Origin of the sequence: Ferrimonas gelatinilytica, from assembly GCF_039544205.1 — a bacterium.
In the GTDB taxonomy this organism is placed as follows: Bacteria; Pseudomonadota; Gammaproteobacteria; order Enterobacterales; family Shewanellaceae; genus Ferrimonas; species Ferrimonas gelatinilytica.
This window is the reverse complement of record NZ_BAABLF010000008.1, coordinates 95385-112438: the sequence shown is the minus strand read 5'-3', so window position 1 is coordinate 112438 and position 17054 is coordinate 95385. Positions and strand designations below refer to the sequence as shown.

The 17054-nt window shown below is 58.5% G+C and carries 15 protein-coding genes and 1 riboswitch; of the genes, 5 read left to right on the top strand and 10 right to left on the bottom strand.

The window, feature by feature from the left end:
* The 10 genes from ABD997_RS07780 to ABD997_RS07735 form a co-directional block, all read right to left on the bottom strand.
* Positions 1 to 1122, bottom strand: a complete 1122-nt coding sequence (locus ABD997_RS07780) for a patatin-like phospholipase family protein (protein ID WP_345316446.1) — start codon at positions 1120 to 1122, stop codon at positions 1 to 3.
* Positions 1123 to 1199: 77 nt separating this feature from the next.
* Entirely contained in the window at positions 1200 to 1487 is a 288-nt protein-coding gene (locus ABD997_RS07775) for an encapsulin-associated ferritin-like protein (RefSeq protein WP_345316445.1), read from the bottom strand.
* A gap of 69 nt (positions 1488 to 1556) precedes the next feature.
* On the bottom strand, positions 1557 to 1970 hold the full coding sequence (locus ABD997_RS07770; protein ID WP_345316444.1) for a DUF2391 family protein: 414 nt from the start codon (positions 1968 to 1970) through the stop codon (positions 1557 to 1559).
* A complete protein-coding gene (locus ABD997_RS07765) occupies positions 1967 to 2755 on the bottom strand; it encodes a gamma-glutamyl-gamma-aminobutyrate hydrolase family protein (protein ID WP_345316443.1) in 789 nt (262 codons plus the stop codon). Before ABD997_RS07765 ends, ABD997_RS07770 begins: the two co-directional genes overlap by 4 nt.
* A 1-nt stretch (position 2756) precedes the next feature.
* On the bottom strand, positions 2757 to 3767 hold the full coding sequence (locus ABD997_RS07760; protein ID WP_345316442.1) for an amidoligase family protein: 1011 nt from the start codon (positions 3765 to 3767) through the stop codon (positions 2757 to 2759).
* 430 nt (positions 3768 to 4197) lie between these two features.
* A complete protein-coding gene (locus ABD997_RS07755) occupies positions 4198 to 5913 on the bottom strand; it encodes a proline--tRNA ligase (RefSeq protein ID WP_345316441.1) in 1716 nt (571 codons plus the stop codon).
* Positions 5914 to 6185: 272 nt separating this feature from the next.
* Entirely contained in the window at positions 6186 to 6845 is a 660-nt protein-coding gene (locus tag ABD997_RS07750; protein ID WP_345316440.1) for an acyltransferase, read from the bottom strand.
* 47 nt (positions 6846 to 6892) lie between these two features.
* Complete coding sequence (tsaA, locus tag ABD997_RS07745) at positions 6893 to 7588, bottom strand: tRNA (N6-threonylcarbamoyladenosine(37)-N6)-methyltransferase TrmO (protein ID WP_345316439.1); 696 nt, start codon at positions 7586 to 7588, stop codon at positions 6893 to 6895.
* Complete coding sequence (gene rcsF / locus ABD997_RS07740) at positions 7585 to 7947, bottom strand: Rcs stress response system protein RcsF (protein WP_345316438.1); 363 nt, start codon at positions 7945 to 7947, stop codon at positions 7585 to 7587. Before rcsF ends, tsaA begins: the two co-directional genes overlap by 4 nt.
* Before the next feature lie 959 nt (positions 7948 to 8906).
* Positions 8907 to 9308, bottom strand: coding sequence for an H-NS histone family protein (locus ABD997_RS07735; RefSeq protein WP_345316437.1), 402 nt, complete (start codon positions 9306 to 9308; stop codon positions 8907 to 8909).
* Between the two features lie 838 nt (positions 9309 to 10146).
* Here ABD997_RS07735 and ABD997_RS07730 point away from each other — a divergent pair.
* From ABD997_RS07730 to ABD997_RS07710, 5 genes are all read left to right on the top strand, one after another.
* The gene (locus tag ABD997_RS07730) at positions 10147 to 11067 is read left to right on the top strand and encodes an electron transfer flavoprotein subunit alpha/FixB family protein (protein ID WP_345316436.1); all 921 of its coding nucleotides are present in this window, start codon (positions 10147 to 10149) and stop codon (positions 11065 to 11067) included.
* A 101-nt stretch (positions 11068 to 11168) separates the two neighbouring features.
* Positions 11169 to 11366: riboswitch (Lysine riboswitch) on the top strand.
* Positions 11367 to 11452: 86 nt separating this feature from the next.
* Positions 11453 to 13039, top strand: a complete 1587-nt coding sequence (locus ABD997_RS07725) for a Na+/H+ antiporter NhaC family protein (protein WP_345316435.1) — start codon at positions 11453 to 11455, stop codon at positions 13037 to 13039.
* Between the two features lie 92 nt (positions 13040 to 13131).
* The gene (locus ABD997_RS07720) at positions 13132 to 13710 is read left to right on the top strand and encodes a thymidine kinase (RefSeq protein WP_345316434.1); all 579 of its coding nucleotides are present in this window, start codon (positions 13132 to 13134) and stop codon (positions 13708 to 13710) included.
* 493 nt (positions 13711 to 14203) lie between these two features.
* The gene (locus ABD997_RS07715) at positions 14204 to 15631 is read left to right on the top strand and encodes a sigma-54 dependent transcriptional regulator (protein ID WP_345316433.1); all 1428 of its coding nucleotides are present in this window, start codon (positions 14204 to 14206) and stop codon (positions 15629 to 15631) included.
* A 337-nt stretch (positions 15632 to 15968) separates the two neighbouring features.
* Positions 15969 to 16823: a MinD/ParA family protein gene (locus ABD997_RS07710; protein ID WP_345316432.1), complete on the top strand. Its 855-nt coding sequence runs from the start codon at positions 15969 to 15971 to the stop codon at positions 16821 to 16823.
* Positions 16824 to 17054: the final 231 nt, after the last annotated feature.

Sequence of the window (17054 nt, the reverse complement as noted above, 5' to 3'; positions counted from 1 at the left end):
TTAGTTCAGCCGGAAGAAGTGTTTCAGCTCCCCCTGCCGGGCCAGGGCATCGTGGTAACCCAGCTCGATGAGGGTGCTGCAGTAGGGGGCCTCAAACATCATGTAGCTGAGCAGGCTCGATTCGCTATCACCATCCACCCCAATCCCCTTGAGCATCCAGCGAACCGCCCAGGGCAGCTTGCGGTAGTGCTGACGCGCGATGGCATCGATATCTTCCGAGGGCTTCAATACCAGGGTTTCGATCACCTTCAGGGGCTGGCTGGGACGTTGTTTGGGGGGGATCAGCGAGAGGCTGCGGTTGATCCGCTCCAGGCGCTCCAGATCCGAGTTGAGCGTGTCGGAGAAGATGGTGTCCAGCAGGTGACCGGCGATGTCACTGCTGTCCGGTGCCCGGCGCCGTTGGGTCAGCGGCAGGGCACGGTGCGGACTGTCCAGGTTCACCACCAGGATCCGTTCCGCGCCCAAGTGAATGGGGGGACTGAGGGGGGACATCTGCAGCACGGAGCCATCGCCGTAGTGGTCGTTATCCAGTTGGATGGAGGGGAATACGAAGGGGATGGCGGCGGAGGCCATTAGGTGTTCAGCGGTTATTGTGGTGGGCTGACCGAAACGGCGTGAGCGTCGCCAAGGTACGATCTCCGGATGGCCCTGGTAGAAGCTGACGGAGCAGGGGTGGTAGTAGCGGGTGGCGGAGAGGGTCACGGCCCTCAGGTAGCCCTGCTCAATATGGCGCTCCAGCCGTTCCAGCGGCAGTACCTGGTGGATCAGATCTCGCAAAGGTGCGCTGTCAAAGAGGCTCGGCGGCTTGCCATCGCCGCGATGCAGCAGCCGCAGCAGCTGGCGACTGACCCCGACGGGATCGGCCCGGTAGACCTGGTGAGTCTGAAAGTGGCGCCAGATGTACTCCAGCTTACGAACCCCGAGATGGAAGCAACTGGCGTAGCAGGCCAGGGTTACTGCATTGATGGCGCCGGCGGAGGTACCGCAGAGGATGGGAAAGGGGAGTCCGTGGTTTCTGGGGTAGAGCTCGGCCACGGCCTTGAGTACCCCAATTTGGTAGGCGGCTCGAGCGCCGCCGCCGCTGAGTTGAAGGCCGTAGCCATTAAGGTGCTGGGAGGTCATGGTGCTCCGTTTCCCGCCGAGTTAACCTCAATTATGACCTAAAAAGAGCAACTTGTGACTACAAGCGGGCACCCGGTTCAATCGTGGGTGATGGGATCCTCGGTGAACAAAAATCGCTTGAGCTGTTTATCAAAGAAGGGATCCCGGCGGCGGATCCACTCCAGTACCATGGCAGCGTGCTCCTTCTCCTCGTCCCGGTTGTGAGCGAGGATCTTTTTCAGGCTTTCATCCTGGCAGGCATCCACCCGTTGGTTGTACCAATCCACGGCTTCCAGCTCCTCCATCAGGGAGGTGATGGCGCGGTGCATGTCACGGGTCTCGTCACTCAGTTCATTGATAGGCTCGTGGTAACCTTCGTTCGCCATGATTTCACTCCTATTTGTCGGTGGGTATGCTTGAGGGTAAACCCTCAGAATGGTTCCTGCCTCTCTTGGTTACTCTTTATCCAGGGCGTCGACGACGATCGCCCCCATTGAGGCGGGTAGGGATACCACCAGGGTACGCCGGAGGGCATCCGCCGGTTCAGTCAGCAGCGGCCATTTGTCCAGCGCCAACAGCACCAGGGAGACCACCACCAGGGTGATACCGTAGGCCAGAATCAGTCGCAGCAGGTAGCGGGGAAGGCGATCGCGGATACGGCCCTGGAACAGGCTCTGTGCGGCGTAGATGGAGAGAAACCCCAGGGAGAGCAGCACCACCAGCAGCAAGTTGAGGGTGGGAAGGGTCTCCCCCAGGTGCCAGGCCTCCTCGGAAAAGGAGACCGGCACGGCCAGGGCAAAGGCGCCGATGATCAGCTGCAGCAGATCTTCCAGATCCAGGTCGCTCGGGGTGGTACCAAAGAGGCTCAAGATGGCTGGCTCCGTTGCTTTGCTTGGGCCACCAGGGCCCGAAAGAGTCGCTGTTGGCGCTTGACCTGGGGCAGGTACTCAGGATGCCATTGAACGCCGATCACGAAGGGACGTTCGGTGTGTTCGATCGCCTGTACCAGGCGATTTTTGTCCCAGGCGGTGATCGCGATCTGCCGTCCTGGCCGATCCACCGCCTGGTCATGCAGGGCGTTCACCCGGCATCGCTGTTGTCCCAGCAGGGCCGCCAGGCGGCTATCCTGGGCCAAGCGAACCGGCCGCTTTGGCAGCACGGTGCGAAGTTTGGGGCTCTCGGTGTAAAACGCGTCAGCATTCTGGTGCAGGCTACCGCCGTTGACCACGTTCAGCAGCTGCGCTCCTCGGCAGATCCCGAGAATCGGCAGGCCACGATGCAGGGCGAAGCGGCACAGTACCTGCTCCATGCGGTCCCGCTCTGCATCGGCTTTAGGCTGACGGACATTGAGACTGAACAGTCGGCGCAGTAGCCAGAGTAGCAGGGCCACGGTGAGGTCGCGCCAACCTCGCCCCGTGGTTGGAAGCTTGGTCTCCTCGTCCTGATCGCCGTTGCCTTCATTGTAGAGGTCCGGGGCAAGATCGCTGCCACCACCCAGCACTAGGCCATCCAGGTTTTGCCAGTCGATGGGGCGGCCACTGCGCAGCCGCACCGCCTCGGCGCCGGCACGCCACAGTGCCAGTCGGGTCATTAGCCAGGCCAGGTCGCCTCCCTGGGTGGGCCCGGTCACTCCGATGCGTACACGACGGCCCATATTAACCTCCCTGGTTCCAGTCCGCTTGTGCCATGGCTGTGTCCAGCTGTGCCAGGTAGGCGGCATCATCCTGTGCTTTGCTCCAGGCGCTCAAAAGCTCCTGGCGCATCGAGTCATCGTGGGCCAGTTGCTCGACCTGCCACCAACGTCGCCACTCCTTTTCTATCTGCCAGTTGGGATCACCGATTCGGCAATCTGACAGGCGGTAGTGGAACGCGGGTCGGGCTTTAACCAGGCTGCGTTGTGCCTCGGGCAGTGCTGACTCAACCCTATCCGCATCGATATTCTTAAGCAGGGGAAGCAGGTCCAGTGCCCGGTTGCGGTCCGCATTGTCCTTCAGGTAATCATCAATAAATCCGGTTTGATCCGGTTGGTAGTCCGGGGTCAAGATCCGCGCCAGGTAGGTGTTCGGAAAGGGGTTGATATAGGAGGTGAGCCAGCGCCGGGTCTTGTCGATCTCACCGGCGTCGATGAAGCGAGGATAGAGCAGGGCGAAAGCCTGGGTGTAGGCAGTTAGGGTGTCGGCCTCGCAATCGGGTACCGAGGGGTTGAAGTGCAAGCCGTAGGCGTTGAGCCAGGAAGCGTCGGTGCCGCTGGCGCCGAGCTGTGTCAGGGCCTCAATCAGGGGGTGCAAAATTTTTAGCTCACTCATGGGCAGCGGTTCGGTCACCACTTCGGCGGGGACCAGTCGACTGCTGAGGGCATCGACGCCCTGTTCCAGCTCCGCGGCCAGGGTGCCGGCATCGAAATCGATATCCAGGGACTTTAACCACTCCCGATAGGGCACCGTGTTGAGCAGCTCGGCATCCCGCTCGATTCGCAGGTCGCCAAGGGGCGTATTCTCCAGATGGGCCACGTAGGGGTTTTCGAAACGGAGATCCCCCCCAAGTCTCGACTGCAACGCGCTCGCGGTCTCCTTGATCGGCGCATCTCCAAACTCCAGTTCAACACCAACCCGGCGCTCATTGCCGTCACTGTCCTTCAGGACAGGCGGCATCAGAAACTCCACCATATTGTTCTCCTTCTCCTATGGGCGGCCAGGCGCGGACCGCATCGACTGACTCTAGGTGAATGCTTCTAAGTTAGGGGGTTTTTCCCACTCACAAAGCCAAACCTTGGATCGAACGCCGGCATCATCCAGGCGACGAGCCTCGGTGCGCTGTGCTTAAGAGGCATCCCGCCTCACAGACAACGATCTTGGGGAAAACTTACCTCGGTAGATGGCTGCAATCAATCATTCGTATTCGAATTAATTTATTTCGACTGTAAAGTTTCCTACATCTTTCGCTCTTGATTTTTAATACTTTGCGATAAATTTTCGCTGATAAGACTGTTTGAATGCATGTGATTTTGATGTGCTCTTTGCGACGTTTGGTGGAAATGAAGCAATAAAAAAGCCAGCCGAAACCGGCTGGCTCTGCGGAACCTTGAGGAGGGGAAGCTTACAGTGCCAGCTGCTGCTGGATGAAGCTGACCACCTGCTCAATGGCGACATCGGATTTCTCGCCGCTGCGGCGGGACTTGTACTCGATGTTGCCCGCATCGATGCCACGTTCGCCGATGACGATGTTGTGGGGAATGCCGATCAGCTCGTGATCCGCAAACATCACCCCGGGGCGCTCCTTGCGATCATCGAAGAGCACTTCGATGCCCGCGGCGCTGAGCTCGGCGTAGAGTGTCTCCGCCAGTTCGGCCACACGGTGGGACTTGTGCATGTTCATCGGGATGATGGAGACCTGGTAGGGCGCAATGGCGTCCGGCCAGATGATGCCGCGATCGTCATGGTTCTGCTCGATGGCAGCGGCCACCAGGCGGGAAACCCCGATACCGTAACAGCCCATGATCAACGGCGTGGCCTTGCCCTGCTCGTTGAGTACGGTGGCGTTCATGGACTCGGAGTACTTGGTACCCAGCTGGAAGATGTGGCCCACTTCGATGCCACGGGCGATCTCCAGGGTACCTTTGCCACAGGGGCTGGCGTCGCCGGCGACCACGTTCCGCAGGTCTGCAACCGTCGGCAGCGGCACATCGCGATCCCAGTTGATGCCAAAGTGGTGTTGACCGTCGACATTGGCACCAGCGCCGAAGTCGTTCAGGGTAGCGACGGAGCGATCAATGATCAGCGGCAGCTCAAGGCCCACCGGGCCCAATGAACCCGGACCGGCACCAATGGCACTGCGGATGGCTTCTTCGGTGGCGAACTCCAGCGGCTTGGCCACCTGGGGCAGGTGCTCCGCTTTGACTTCGTTCAGCTCGTGGTCGCCACGAACCATCAGGGCTACCAACTCGCTCTCCACTTCGTCGCTGGCTTTGACGATCAAGGTCTTGACGGTTTTCTCGATGGCAATGCCGTGCTGGCTCACCAGCTCGTCGATGGTTTTGGCATTTGGCGTGTCCACCAGGGTCATCGCCATGGCGGGCTCGCCGCGCTCGCCCAGGGCCAGCGCTTCCGCTTTCTCGATATTGGCAGCGTAGTCACTTTCGGTGCTGTAGGCGATGGCATCCTCACCGCTTTGTGCCAGGACCTGGAACTCGTGGGAGTGGCTGCCCCCAATGGCGCCGGTGTCCGCCAGTACCGGGCGGTAAGCCAGCCCCATGCGCTCGATGATTCGACAGTAGGCGGCGTACATGGACTGGTAAGTGACGTCCATGGTGGCCTGGTCCAGGTGGAAGGAGTAGGCGTCCTTCATGGTGAATTCGCGGGCGCGCATGACGCCAAAGCGGGGGCGACGCTCATCCCGAAACTTGGTCTGGATCTGATACAGGTTGATGGGCAGCTGTTTGTAGGATTTGATCTCGTTGCGCACGATGTCGGTGATCACCTCTTCGTGGGTCGGGCCCAGCACGAAGTCACGCTGATGGCGATCTTTGAGCCGCAGCATCTCAGCACCCATGTCATCCCAGCGACCGGTTTCCTGCCAAAGATCCGCTGGCTGCACCACCGGCATCAGGGTCTCGACGGCGCCGGCACGGTTCATCTCTTCGCGGACAATGGTTTCCACCTTCCGCAGTACACGCAGTCCGCTGGGCAACCAGGAGTAGAGGCCAGCGGCCAGTTTGCGGATCATACCGGCGCGCAGCATCAGCTGATGGCTGACGATCTCGGCGTCGGAGGGGGTCTCCTTGAGGGTGGAGATGAGGGTTTGGCTGGTACGCATTTGCAGTCATTCACCTAGGGAAAATTCAGCCAACTATTTTATCAGTCCAACGCCACAAGTCTATGGCGACGCGCGGGGTCAATGGGCCGGTTAGCCTGCTCGGTCCAGGCTTTGAGCCCGATGTTGACTTGGTTGCGGTATCCCTGCCGGCCGGTCACGCAGCAAGAGGCTTGTTGTGCCGCCCCAATGCCGCGTATTGATGGTGATAGTTTTCTGTTGGCACCCTACGCGTTAGCCCGGTGGGTGATCCGACTCTCGGCCGGATCATGGCACTATCCGGATGCCCCATCCCGTCGGTCGCCGATCACCCTGGCCGGGTTGCCGGCTACCTTCGCATAGGGGGGCACGTCCCGGGTCACCACGCTGCCCATGCCGATCACCGCATGATCGCCAATAGTGACTCCGTCAACGATGCCGGTCCGGGCACCAATCCACACATCCCTGCCGATGGTGACGCCGATGGAGCTGACCCCCTGCTGATAGAGCGGCCGGTCCAGGGCCATACCATGGTTAAAGGCATAGATGGAGACATGGTGGGCGATGCGGGTTTGGGCGCCAATTTGGATCCCGGCTCGGCCACCGTCGAGGCTACAGCCATGGTTAATGCTCACTTCGTCGCCAAGAGTTATTGGGCCATGCAGGAAGCACTGGGCGGCCACCATGCAGCGGTCACCAAAACGGATCTGCCTGCCCGGCTCGGCAAAAAGGGCCAGGTCCGGTGGGATAAAGCACTCGTCACCGAATTGCACCGTCTCAAGTTCACTCAAGGTTTTCTGCAGTGCCTGCTGCCAGGGTCGCGCCCAGGCCAGGTGCTTGGCCTTTAGGCGGTAATAAAGCCAGGGCATCCAGGCCAGTCGACGCTGATGCTGGGCCCGGTAACGATCCTCCGGGGAGAGGTGAGACGGGTTTATGGGGTCCTGGTTGGCTTCCATCGGCTCGAACACTCTTGTACTTGCTCATGACTTGGGCCGAAACCCAGCTAACACTTCACCACATCGGTGACACAGTTGGTGTCCTCGATCACCTGCCAGCGCAGATCCCGATCATGCAACTGGACACCGTATTCGCGGCCGGCCTCCCGCTGGTAGGCGGGGCGGGGATCCTGGGCCAGAACTTGCTCGGCCAAGGTGCGAAAACCGGGGTGAGCGCGCTCAGCCTCCTCCATCGCGGCAAGCGCCTGGGGCAGAACCCGCATCGGCATCGATGGGGGCGGGGTTTGGGCGTACCCTCCCTGGGCATCGGGCAGCGCATCGGAGTAGGGGATGTAGGGCTTAATGTCGAATATGGGGGTGCCATCGAGCAGGTCCGCCCCGGCGATCTCCACGAAATGCTGCTTTCCCTCTTGGCCGATGCGGTGCAATCGGACCACCGACATCCCCAGACCGTTGGGGCGAAAGGTTGCCCGGCTGGCGAAGACACCGATACGGGCGTTGCCCCCAAGGCGGGGAGGACGCACCGTGGGTTTCCAGCCCTGTGCCAGGTTCTCATGGAAGGAGAACAGCACCCAGAGGTGGGAAAATTGGTCCAAACCGCGCAAGCACTCGGCTCGGTTGCACTCGCCCTGCATCTCCAGTCGGGCGATGGCGGCGGGTACCAGGTTGGGTTGGCGGGGAATGGCGAACTTTTGCTTATAGGGTGAGCGGCACAGGGCCACCGCTTCAATACTCTGTTTCATTTTGCGGTTCGCAACGCCTGGCCATAACAGACCATCAGCGCCAGGCAGCCGCTGGCTTCGGGATCCACCTCGCTGCAGCGCAGCAGCTTGACCGCATCTGCACCCAGCTGAGCCGCGTTGCGCCGCATATCGGTACGGGCCTCGGCCCCATTGGGGGCCGGATCCTGAGCCTCTCGCTGACAACTCTGCCCTTCTACCACGCCCAGCGCCTCCGCCTGGGGCGGCAGGGTATCCACCAGGACAACATTTCCGGCAGCGAAATAGTCTTCGAAATTGTCCGGATCCAGGTTGCTGGAGAATCGATAGTCGTTGCTGCACGCCGTCAACAGCAGCAAAGAGAGGGCGCTTAATCGTCGCATAGCAAAGCCTTAAGGCAAGGGATACTAGGGAGATTGTAACAGCCTTACTACCAGAGTGTCCCTTTCCCGCCGGGGCGGCTCTGTTGATGCGAAGAGCCTCAGGGTGGGGGCGGCACTGCCATCCCGTAGCTTTATCGCTGGAAAGGGTCTGACTTCATTGCTATTGAGGCTGGCTAAAAAACAAACGTTTGCCAAGATGTCATCGTGAAAGGGTACTTTTACGCTCGGCTCCGGGCTTTCTATGAATCACGGCTTAGCACTTTTCATGCTGACTTCTTTGGTCATCTGGCAATGGGCTCAGAGCGAAGGTAGCAGCTTTACTCTCTTTAATCGGTGCTCTTGGTCAGTTGCTGACACTGGAGGATGCGTTAAAAGTTGTCTGCCAAAGTGATCACTTTGAATTGACGATCTCGGTTATTTTCCTGCGTTCTTATTTTCAGGGCGTATTGAAGTCCTTCCTTTGTATGGTTGGGGGCCTTCGGAGAGCTGCCAGGATACGGAGTCGTGGACTCGCGATGACGTTGAGTCACTGAATCCTCCTTTATTCTTACGTAAAGATTTAGTGGCTTCGGGAAGTGTTAATTTAGGCTTAAGGTCGAAATGGAGGCCCGGTGGGAGAGTGGCTAAGGACCCATTGGCATGACCGGTGAAAAGGTTGCTGGATAATGACGGTGGATCTCAAAAGGGGGTTATGTTCCCCGTGTCGTAGCAGGGGCAGGCTAATACTACCTCTCTTTGTGAGCTCCTAATGCCCAAAGCGGTGACATGGGTGAGTGATCTCCCCTCGCGTTAGTTGCTGAAAAATGCACTCGAATAGACTGAGCCAACTATTTGTTGACGCACAAAGCTGAGAGGGAGTTAAGCGCTATAGCCTTGATATGTAAAATAAAAAGCATAAAAAACCGACCGCATGGGCGGTCGGTTTTTGATCATCATCCGATTGATTTGGCGGTGCCAGATCAGGATTTCTTGATCAAGAAATCTTCCAGGGAGGCACCGGCATCCAGGCGCTCTTTGATCGCCTTGGGGGTGCGGCCCTGACCGGTCCAGGTAATACGCTCACCGTCGACCATGATCTCATATTTTGGCGGCCGAGGAGCGCGCTTTTTACGGCTGGTTTTTTCTGTTACGGCACCCAGTTCTTCCAGGGCAATGCCATCTTCGGCCAGTTGCTTCCGAATGGCTTCGATCTTTGCAAGGCGCTCAGCATTGGCTTCCTGCTCCGCCTTCTCTTCCTCTTCGAACTCATCAGCAATGACCTGCATTTTAACGATCACTTCACGCAGCTCACTCACACTCAGGTTTTTAAGTTGTGCTTTGAGGCGTCGACCGTGGGTCAAGACTTCCAGAAAATCTGCCATTAGGAGTGTCCTTTATTGTCATTGTCGGGAGATATCAGATTCAAAGGGAAGAATAAAACTTTTCTATTAAAAAGCAAACCCAACGAGCAGCTTATTTTTATTCTCTTCTGTTGATTAAAGAAACAACGAAATGAGTGGCAACAGGTGTAATCAGACTGACGCCATTTTCTTGTCATAAGACAGGTTTTTGTGATCAAGATCGCTCACCGGACTTTTGCCGATGCAGAGATGGCGCCGTCGATGGGATACTTCCTTGCAGTAAGAGAAAGCAATTGTGCTCAGGCCTAGGGCGCCATGTTCTTTCCGTTGATTCAGGTTTGCTGGTGCATGAAAAACCGTGACCAGGTCTTCAATAAGCCATTGGCTGGGTAGCTCTACAGGCCGGAGCTGAAACGCTGTTGCGATAGGCCATCATGAGAATTGCGTATTTGTCGCCTGTCTCCAGCGGCGTACATTTTAAATGTGCGACCTTAAAGTCCAATCATGACGGAAAGAGAAGCCTCCACTCTACTCTATGTTTGTTAAGGACTTTATCAGCGGATCGGTATTCTTTTATTTGAGTTTTATGGTGGTGATGAGCAAGCCGTTCCCCCTGGAGTGAGAACGGGTATCGCATTGCGAGTGATCACGCGATTATCGACTTCCTTTGGCTGAAGGGGGACAAACGTCACTGGATAAGACCACTGGCGTGTCGAATTCGATGTTGATATTCGCATGACACCGTTCGCGCTTCAGCCTTACGGCGGCACTGTGACGATTTTCAAGGGCGCTCAGTGCGCTAAGCTCCGGAACAACCGTTGTTCCTCATGAACAGAATGACGTAACAAAAGGGGATTTAATGAAGGTTCTGCTCCTGACCCAGGGGGGGACGGCGGCATCTGACCAGTGTGCTCGACTCACTGCTGCCCTTAAGCATTTGCCCAGCATGAACTCACTGCTGGTGCTTGGAGAAGCCGGGGCGGCAGAGCCTTTGCGCAGCCTCTCCGGCGTTGAGCGCCTGCTTCATGCCGAGATCCCTGAGCCTATCCTGGTTACAAGGTGGGCACGAAGCCTGGCGCAGTGGATTGGTGCTCAGGAATTTTCCCATATCCTGATGGCCTCCGATTCATTCGGTAAGGATCTCTTGCCTCACCTGGCGGCCCTGCTGGACCGGGCAATGGTCTCTGAGGTGGTGGCGATTGAATCTTCTAACCGGGTGATTCGGGCCAGCCATGCTGGTGCCGTGTGGCAAACGGTTGAGTCGCAGCAAAGACCGTTGCTTATGACGCTGCGAACCAGCGCCTTCGCGCCCGAGGTGTCGGGCACCCCATTACAGGTAGAGAGGGTCACTCTCTCGCAGCACAGTTGCGGCAGTGAGGTGCTGAGCCAGCAGGCCCTGCCCCTGTCGCGACCAAGGCTGCACTCTGCAGAGATTGTGATCGGGGTGGGCCGTGGCGTTGCGTCGGCGCAGATGCCGCTGATTGAGGCGTTGGCGGATCAGCTTGGAGCGGCCATTGGCGGCTCCCGGGGAGCGGTGGACCTGCGACTGGTGGATAACGCGGTTCAGATAGGCCAAAGCGGTGCGATCATTGCGCCAAGGCTCTACATTGCCGTGGGGATCTCCGGAGCGGACCAGCACCTGGCCGGGATCAAAGACGCGGGTATCGTCGTGGCCATCGACACCGACGAGCAGACCCCGTTGATGCAGTGGGCGGATTACGCCCTGCAGGGGGATATCAGCCAATGCCTGCCGGACCTAATCGCTCTGCTAAAAAAATAATGTGACCTCGCTCACAAAGTGGCATCATCTTCTGGCAAAGCCCCCGATGGCTATGGTTAGAATGCCCCGCGGTTGTGACTATCTAGCTACAACTGCTGCCTAAGCAAGGTAGAGGTGCACTGCCTATCAGTAACCCGGACGAGGTGGATAACCGAGGACGCCGGGCCAAAGGAGTCAGTGCCGAAGTGGTCAAGGGGTCGCCCTTCACTGCTGGGGCTGTGTCGAACAGGCACAGCACTGCCATAGTGATCTCTGTTAGGAAGACAGGTCCAGATTAACTATGGAGCGCTACTGAAAGGACGGTGGATCATCTCTCATGCATTCCCCCCACGGCGTATTGCCGTGTCAGTCGCCTCCATCTTAAAAAAGATGACAATATAAAAAGATGGTTTCTTTCCAATTTGCCGATACGGCGTTCTCCCTGCTGCCCCCGTTGGTGGCCATTGTATTGGCGGTGTTGACCCGCCGTGTTCTGCTCTCCCTGGGGATCGGGATCCTGATCGGTGTGCTTCTGGTGAACGGTTTTTCACCGCTGACCTCTTTGAGTGACCTGCTCGGACGGGCAGTGGGCCTGTTCTGGAGCGATGGCGCTATTGATGACTGGAACGTGCCTCTGCTGGGCTTTTTGCTGGCGCTGGGGATGACGATTGCCCTGATCACCGCCAGTGGCGCCGCCAAGGCGTTTGCCCACTGGGCCCGCCGCCGGATCCATACCCGTAAAGATGCGCGCCTGATGACCATGGCTCTGGGCTTTGTGCTCTTCATCGATGACTACTTCAATACCTTGACCACAGGTTCCGTGGCCAAGCCGGTATCGGATGACCACAAGGTATCCCGCGAAGAGCTGGCATACGGTGTGGACAGCACCGCCGCTCCCGTGTGTGTGCTTGCCCCCATCTCCTCCTGGGGTGCCTATATCGTCGGTTTGCTGGGGGGGATCTTCGCCGCCCGTGACCTGACCGACTTCGGTGCCCTGACCAGTTTCCTGCAGATGATCCCGATGAACCTGTACGCCATCTTCGCCCTGCTGATGCTGGCCTGCGTGATCATCTTTGATATCCGTATCGGTCCCATGGCCAGTGCGGCTCAGCGCGCTCGGAGCCAGGGGCAGCTTTGGGACGCGTCCAAGGGTAACCCGCCGGGGGTGGATAAGAGCCTGCCGGAAGCGGATAACGGTTCGGTCTGGGGTCTGATGATGCCGATCCTGGTACTGATGGTCGCTTCGGTATACTTCATCCTTGCTACCGGGAACGCCGCCCTGGCGGCGGATGATCAGCCCTTCAGCCTGATGGGCGCACTGGAAAATACCGCCACCACCATGGCGCTGTTTTACGCCTCTTTGGTGAGCCTGGTGGTGGCCATCCTGATGACCCTGCGCCAGGGTGTCCGCGCCTCCGTGGTGGGCCAGGCACTGGTTAGCGGCACCAAGTCGATGCTGCCGGCGGTGTACATCCTGCTGTTTGCCTGGACCATTGCCGGTGTCATCGGTGATCTGGAGACCGGCACCTACCTGGCCTCCTTTATCCAGGCCTCGCTGCCGATGTGGCTGCTGCCGGTCCTGATCTTCATCCTGGCGGGGATCTGTGCCTTTGCAACGGGCACCAGCTGGGGCACCTTTGCCATCATGCTGCCTATCGCCGCCGATGTTGGCATTGCGGCTGACATCAGCATGGTGCTGCCGCTGATGGCCGCCGTGCTGGCCGGCGCTGTGTTTGGGGATCACTGCTCTCCTATCTCGGATACCACGGTACTCTCCGGCACCGGTGCCGGTTGCCACCATATTGACCACGTGACCACCCAGTTGCCCTATGCGCTGACCGTGGCCCTGATCGCCGGGCTGGGTTATCTCACTATCGGGTTAACCGGTTCCGCCATGCTGGGCTTCACCTGCAGCCTGGTGGCACTGGTGGTCGCTGTTTTGCTGCTGCGCGGTATCAGTGATCGTCAAGTGATGGCGCAAGCCCGATCGTGAAAACGACGGGCGGGTAACGCTCTACTAAGCCGGCGGTGGTCTACACCGCCGGTTTTTTATAGGATGACGCCACAGCTTCAGGGGACAGCACATTGGCACAACTCTACTTCTACTATTCGGCGATGAACGCCGGCAAATCCACCTCACTGCTTCAGTCCGCGTACAACTACCGGGAACGGGGGATGGCGCCTTTGGTGCTCACTGCGGCGTTGGATGACCGCTTCGGGGTGGGCAAGGTGACCTCACGTATTGGCCTGGAGTCCGATGCGCTGATCTTCGCCAGCGGTGACAATCTGATGACGTTGGTGTCTGAGCAGTTGGCTCAGGGCAAGATCGACTGCGTGCTGGTGGATGAGTGCCAGTTTCTGACCCGAGGCCAGGTGCGTCAGCTGACGGAGATCGTGGATAAGCTGTCGATCCCTGTACTCTGTTACGGTTTGCGAACCGACTTTCGTGGTGAACTGTTCGAAGGTGCCCAGCATCTGCTGGCCTGGGCCGACAAGCTGGTGGAGCTGAAAACCATCTGTCACTGTGGTCGCAAGGCGAATATGGTCGTCCGACTTAATGAAACCGGCGAGCCGGTGCGGGACGGTGCCCAAGTGCAGATCGGCGGTAATGATCGCTACGTTTCCATGTGTCGCCGCCATTTCCGTGAGCTGGCTTGGGACTAAGCTGTCTCACTAAGTTATAGACCGGCCGCCTGGCCGGTTTTTTTGTCGCAGTCTGCGGTTCTCGGTTCAAGGCCCACTATTTATCTTGCACCTCTTTCCCCAAGCGCCAAGAACACGACGCCCCTTTTTTATCTGGCCATTTCGATCTGCCGGATTTTCTTTCCCTGCATTGCCCGAGAACTTTTCCCGCCTCTGCTGACTACCTAAAAACAGACGAACGCAGCGACAGCCATGGTTCCCTGAGTTGCGAAAGCGGCCTCTGACGGGCCGTTAGCGCCGGCTATCTGGCCAGGGAGTGGCCCCTTAATCCCCGGTTTGTTGGCTATGGCGGCAGTGGAGATCGCGCGGTTTAGGATAAAAGCTCGGCTCTGTTGCGCTAGACGCGATGCCGGTTACAATGGGGGAATAATGTTAACTCACGGGGATATCAGCAGTTTCTTTCGATGTTATGGCTGATTCTCTCGGGCAAAGTAACCCTCTGGTAAGCGAAACCATGCAGACAGAACAACGTATTTTGCTGGTCGACGAGCAAAACGCCCGTCAGGAGAAGCTGGCTTATCTCCTCCGTTTTCTCGGCGAGGAGGTGGAGTCGGTTCCCCTCAAAGAGCTGGATCAGCGCTTGAGCCGCACACGGTACCGCGCCGTCCTCCTGGATGAGGGGCTGCTCGATGGGGAGGCGCACTCCTTGGTTCAGCGCCATGCCCGTCAACCGGTGCTCGGGTTGGGCCCGAGCCGTGTCAGCGCGCCCAATATGGTCGGAGCCTTGACCGAGCCCTACAGCTATGGCCAATTGACCGAGTTGCTTCATTACTGCCAGGTTTATCAGCGGGTGCGCCATGAGGTCTCCCCCACCAGTCCAAACCAGACCAAGCTCTTTCGCTCCCTGGTCGGGCGCAGCGAAGCCATTGCTCAAGTTCGCCACCTGATCAGCCAGGTGGCCGAGACTGCGGCGAGTGTGCTGGTGACCGGGGAGTCCGGCACTGGCAAGGAGGTGGTGGCGCGTAATATCCATTACCTCTCCGCCCAGCGGGACGGCCCCTTCATTCCGGTTAACTGTGGTGCTATCCCTCCGGACTTACTGGAGAGCGAGCTCTTTGGCCATGAGAAAGGCGCCTTTACCGGGGCGATCTCCACCCGCAAAGGGCGCTTTGAGATGGCCGAAGGCGGAACCCTGTTCCTCGATGAGATTGGGGATATGCCGCCGCATATGCAGGTCAAGATCCTCCGCGTTCTTCAGGAGCGAAGCTTCGAACGGGTCGGGGGGAACCGTGCCATCCGGGCCAATGTCCGCATCGTGGCCGCAACCCACCGCAACCTGGAACGGATGATCGAGTCCGGCGATTTCCGTGAAGATCTCTATTACCGGCTCAATGTGTTTCCCATCGAGATGCCGGCGCTGCGGGAGCGTACCGACGACATTCCCCTGCTGCTCAATGAGCTGGTCAGTCGTATCGAAGGGGAGGGTAAAGGCAAGGTACGTTTTACCAAGCGGGCTATCGAATCGCTGGTGGCGCACCCCTGGTCTGGCAACGTCCGGGAGCTTTCCAACCTGGTGGAGCGTATGGTGATCCTCTATCCCGGCAGTCTGGTTGATGTCAACGATCTGCCCCGCAAGTACCGGCACCTGGAGGTGCCGGAGTTCTCCGTTGACTACCCGGAGGAGGAGCAGGAGCAGGATGTGTTTGCCGCCCTATTCAGTGGTGAGGAGCAGGTGGAGGTTCGGGAATCCCGTTTCTCCAGTGAATTGCCGGAGGATGGCCTTAACCTGAAGGATATGCTAGCGGATCTTGAGATCGATATGATCCGGCAAGCCCTGGAACAGGGGCAGCATGTGGTTGCCCGCGCCGCCGAACTCTTGGGGATGCGGCGGACTACCTTGGTGGAAAAGATGCGAAAGTACGGCATGAACAAGGAGGGCTGATCCCTTCGGCCCGGAGGCTGCAGCAGGCTGTATTACCAGGCCCCGTCATCGTTCAGATGACGGGGCTTTTTGTTGCCATGCGGATAGTGACGCCAGAATCCGTTCATCACTTCTGTGCGTTTTGAGTATCGTCACTGGATAGGTTCCCGATGGTTTTCACGCGCTTTTAATAGGTTGCTGATGCTCACCGGCTTGAGGCAATCTTTCTTGGCAAGATAGTTGCTTGTTACGTGACTTGAGGGGCGGCGCCAAAAAAACGACGGCCAAGGTGAGGCCCCACAAAGCAGCCCGGGGCGTTACCTCAGCCCCTCTGGCGAGAGCTGGGAAGGTTTTTAGTATGAACAAGTGGACTGATAAAAAAATGGAAGTGAACAACGAAAGCATGGTCCGAGTCATCGCAGTGACGGGCGGGAAAGGGGGGGTGGGTAAAACCAACGTATCGATCAATACGGCGGTTGCCCTGGCGGAGCAGGGGCAGCGAGTCTTGGTGCTTGATGCCGATTTGGGGTTGGCGAATGTCGATGTGCAACTGGGGATCCGAGCCAAGCACAATCTGTCGCACGTGATCTCCGGTGAGTGCTCCCTGGAGCAGGTGCTTGTGGAGGGCCCCCTGGGGATCAAAATCGTACCGGCAGCGTCCGGCAGCCGTGCGATGGTGGAGATGACAGAGGCCCAGCACGCCGCCCTTATCCAGTCATTTTCCAATCTGGAGAGCCAGTTTGACTGCCTGATCGTCGATACCGCGGCGGGGATCTCTGACATGGTGATGAGCTTTGCCCGGGCGGCGCAGGAGGTGATGGTGGTCGTGTGCGACGAGCCCGCTTCCTTTACCGATGCGTATGCCTTGATCAAGCTGCTCTCCCGTGAACATGGCGTGTTCCGTTTTCGCGTTGTGGCCAACATGGTCCGCACAGCCCGGGAGGGGATGGAACTGCACGCCAAGCTTGCCAAGGTGACGGACCGTTTTCTTGACGTGGCGCTGGAGCTGGTGGCCACTGTGCCCCTGGATGATCATGTTCGCAAGGCGGTGCGGCAGCAACAGACTGTCGTGGAGGCCTTTCCTCGTTCGCCGGCAGCCGTTGCCTATCAAGGCCTGGCTAGCAAGATCCTTACCTGGCCGGTCCCCAGTAACCCAAGTGGCCACTTGGAGTTTTTCGTTGAACGCCTGATCCGCAGGAACATGTATGCCTGAAGTCAGCCGGGTCGGTCGTGAACACTGAGTGAGACTGACCTTGGCCGATCGGGCATAGAGCGATGCTGACCGGTTTTCGACAAGAGCGTTAAGGGGGCAGGGACACCCCAAGGAGAGGGAGATGGCAACACTAAGCGGTGGTAACTCGTTGGTATTGGGGGGAAAGTCTCTCGAGAGAACGGGACTGTCAGGCATTCGGGCGCTTATGGAGGAGAGCCTCCTCGAACCGGA

What these genes read in the sequence shown, in the direction of transcription:
- ABD997_RS07735 (WP_345316437.1), bottom strand. Translation starts at nt 9,308, where the DNA reads ATGGCAGATTTTCTGGAAGTCTTGACCCACGGTCGACGCCTCAAAGCA.
- ABD997_RS07710 (WP_345316432.1), top strand. Translation starts at nt 15,969, where the DNA reads ATGAACAAGTGGACTGATAAAAAAATGGAAGTGAACAACGAAAGCATG.
- ABD997_RS07750 (WP_345316440.1), bottom strand. Translation starts at nt 6,845, where the DNA reads ATGGAAGCCAACCAGGACCCCATAAACCCGTCTCACCTCTCCCCGGAG.
- ABD997_RS07755 (WP_345316441.1), bottom strand. Translation starts at nt 5,913, where the DNA reads ATGCGTACCAGCCAAACCCTCATCTCCACCCTCAAGGAGACCCCCTCC.
- ABD997_RS07775 (WP_345316445.1), bottom strand. Translation starts at nt 1,487, where the DNA reads ATGGCGAACGAAGGTTACCACGAGCCTATCAATGAACTGAGTGACGAG.
- tsaA (WP_345316439.1), bottom strand. Translation starts at nt 7,588, where the DNA reads ATGAAACAGAGTATTGAAGCGGTGGCCCTGTGCCGCTCACCCTATAAG.
- ABD997_RS07730 (WP_345316436.1), top strand. Translation starts at nt 10,147, where the DNA reads ATGAAGGTTCTGCTCCTGACCCAGGGGGGGACGGCGGCATCTGACCAG.
- ABD997_RS07765 (WP_345316443.1), bottom strand. Translation starts at nt 2,755, where the DNA reads ATGGGCCGTCGTGTACGCATCGGAGTGACCGGGCCCACCCAGGGAGGC.
- ABD997_RS07725 (WP_345316435.1), top strand. Translation starts at nt 11,453, where the DNA reads ATGGTTTCTTTCCAATTTGCCGATACGGCGTTCTCCCTGCTGCCCCCG.
- ABD997_RS07760 (WP_345316442.1), bottom strand. Translation starts at nt 3,767, where the DNA reads ATGGTGGAGTTTCTGATGCCGCCTGTCCTGAAGGACAGTGACGGCAAT.
- rcsF (WP_345316438.1), bottom strand. Translation starts at nt 7,947, where the DNA reads ATGCGACGATTAAGCGCCCTCTCTTTGCTGCTGTTGACGGCGTGCAGC.
- ABD997_RS07780 (WP_345316446.1), bottom strand. Translation starts at nt 1,122, where the DNA reads ATGACCTCCCAGCACCTTAATGGCTACGGCCTTCAACTCAGCGGCGGC.
- ABD997_RS07715 (WP_345316433.1), top strand. Translation starts at nt 14,204, where the DNA reads ATGCAGACAGAACAACGTATTTTGCTGGTCGACGAGCAAAACGCCCGT.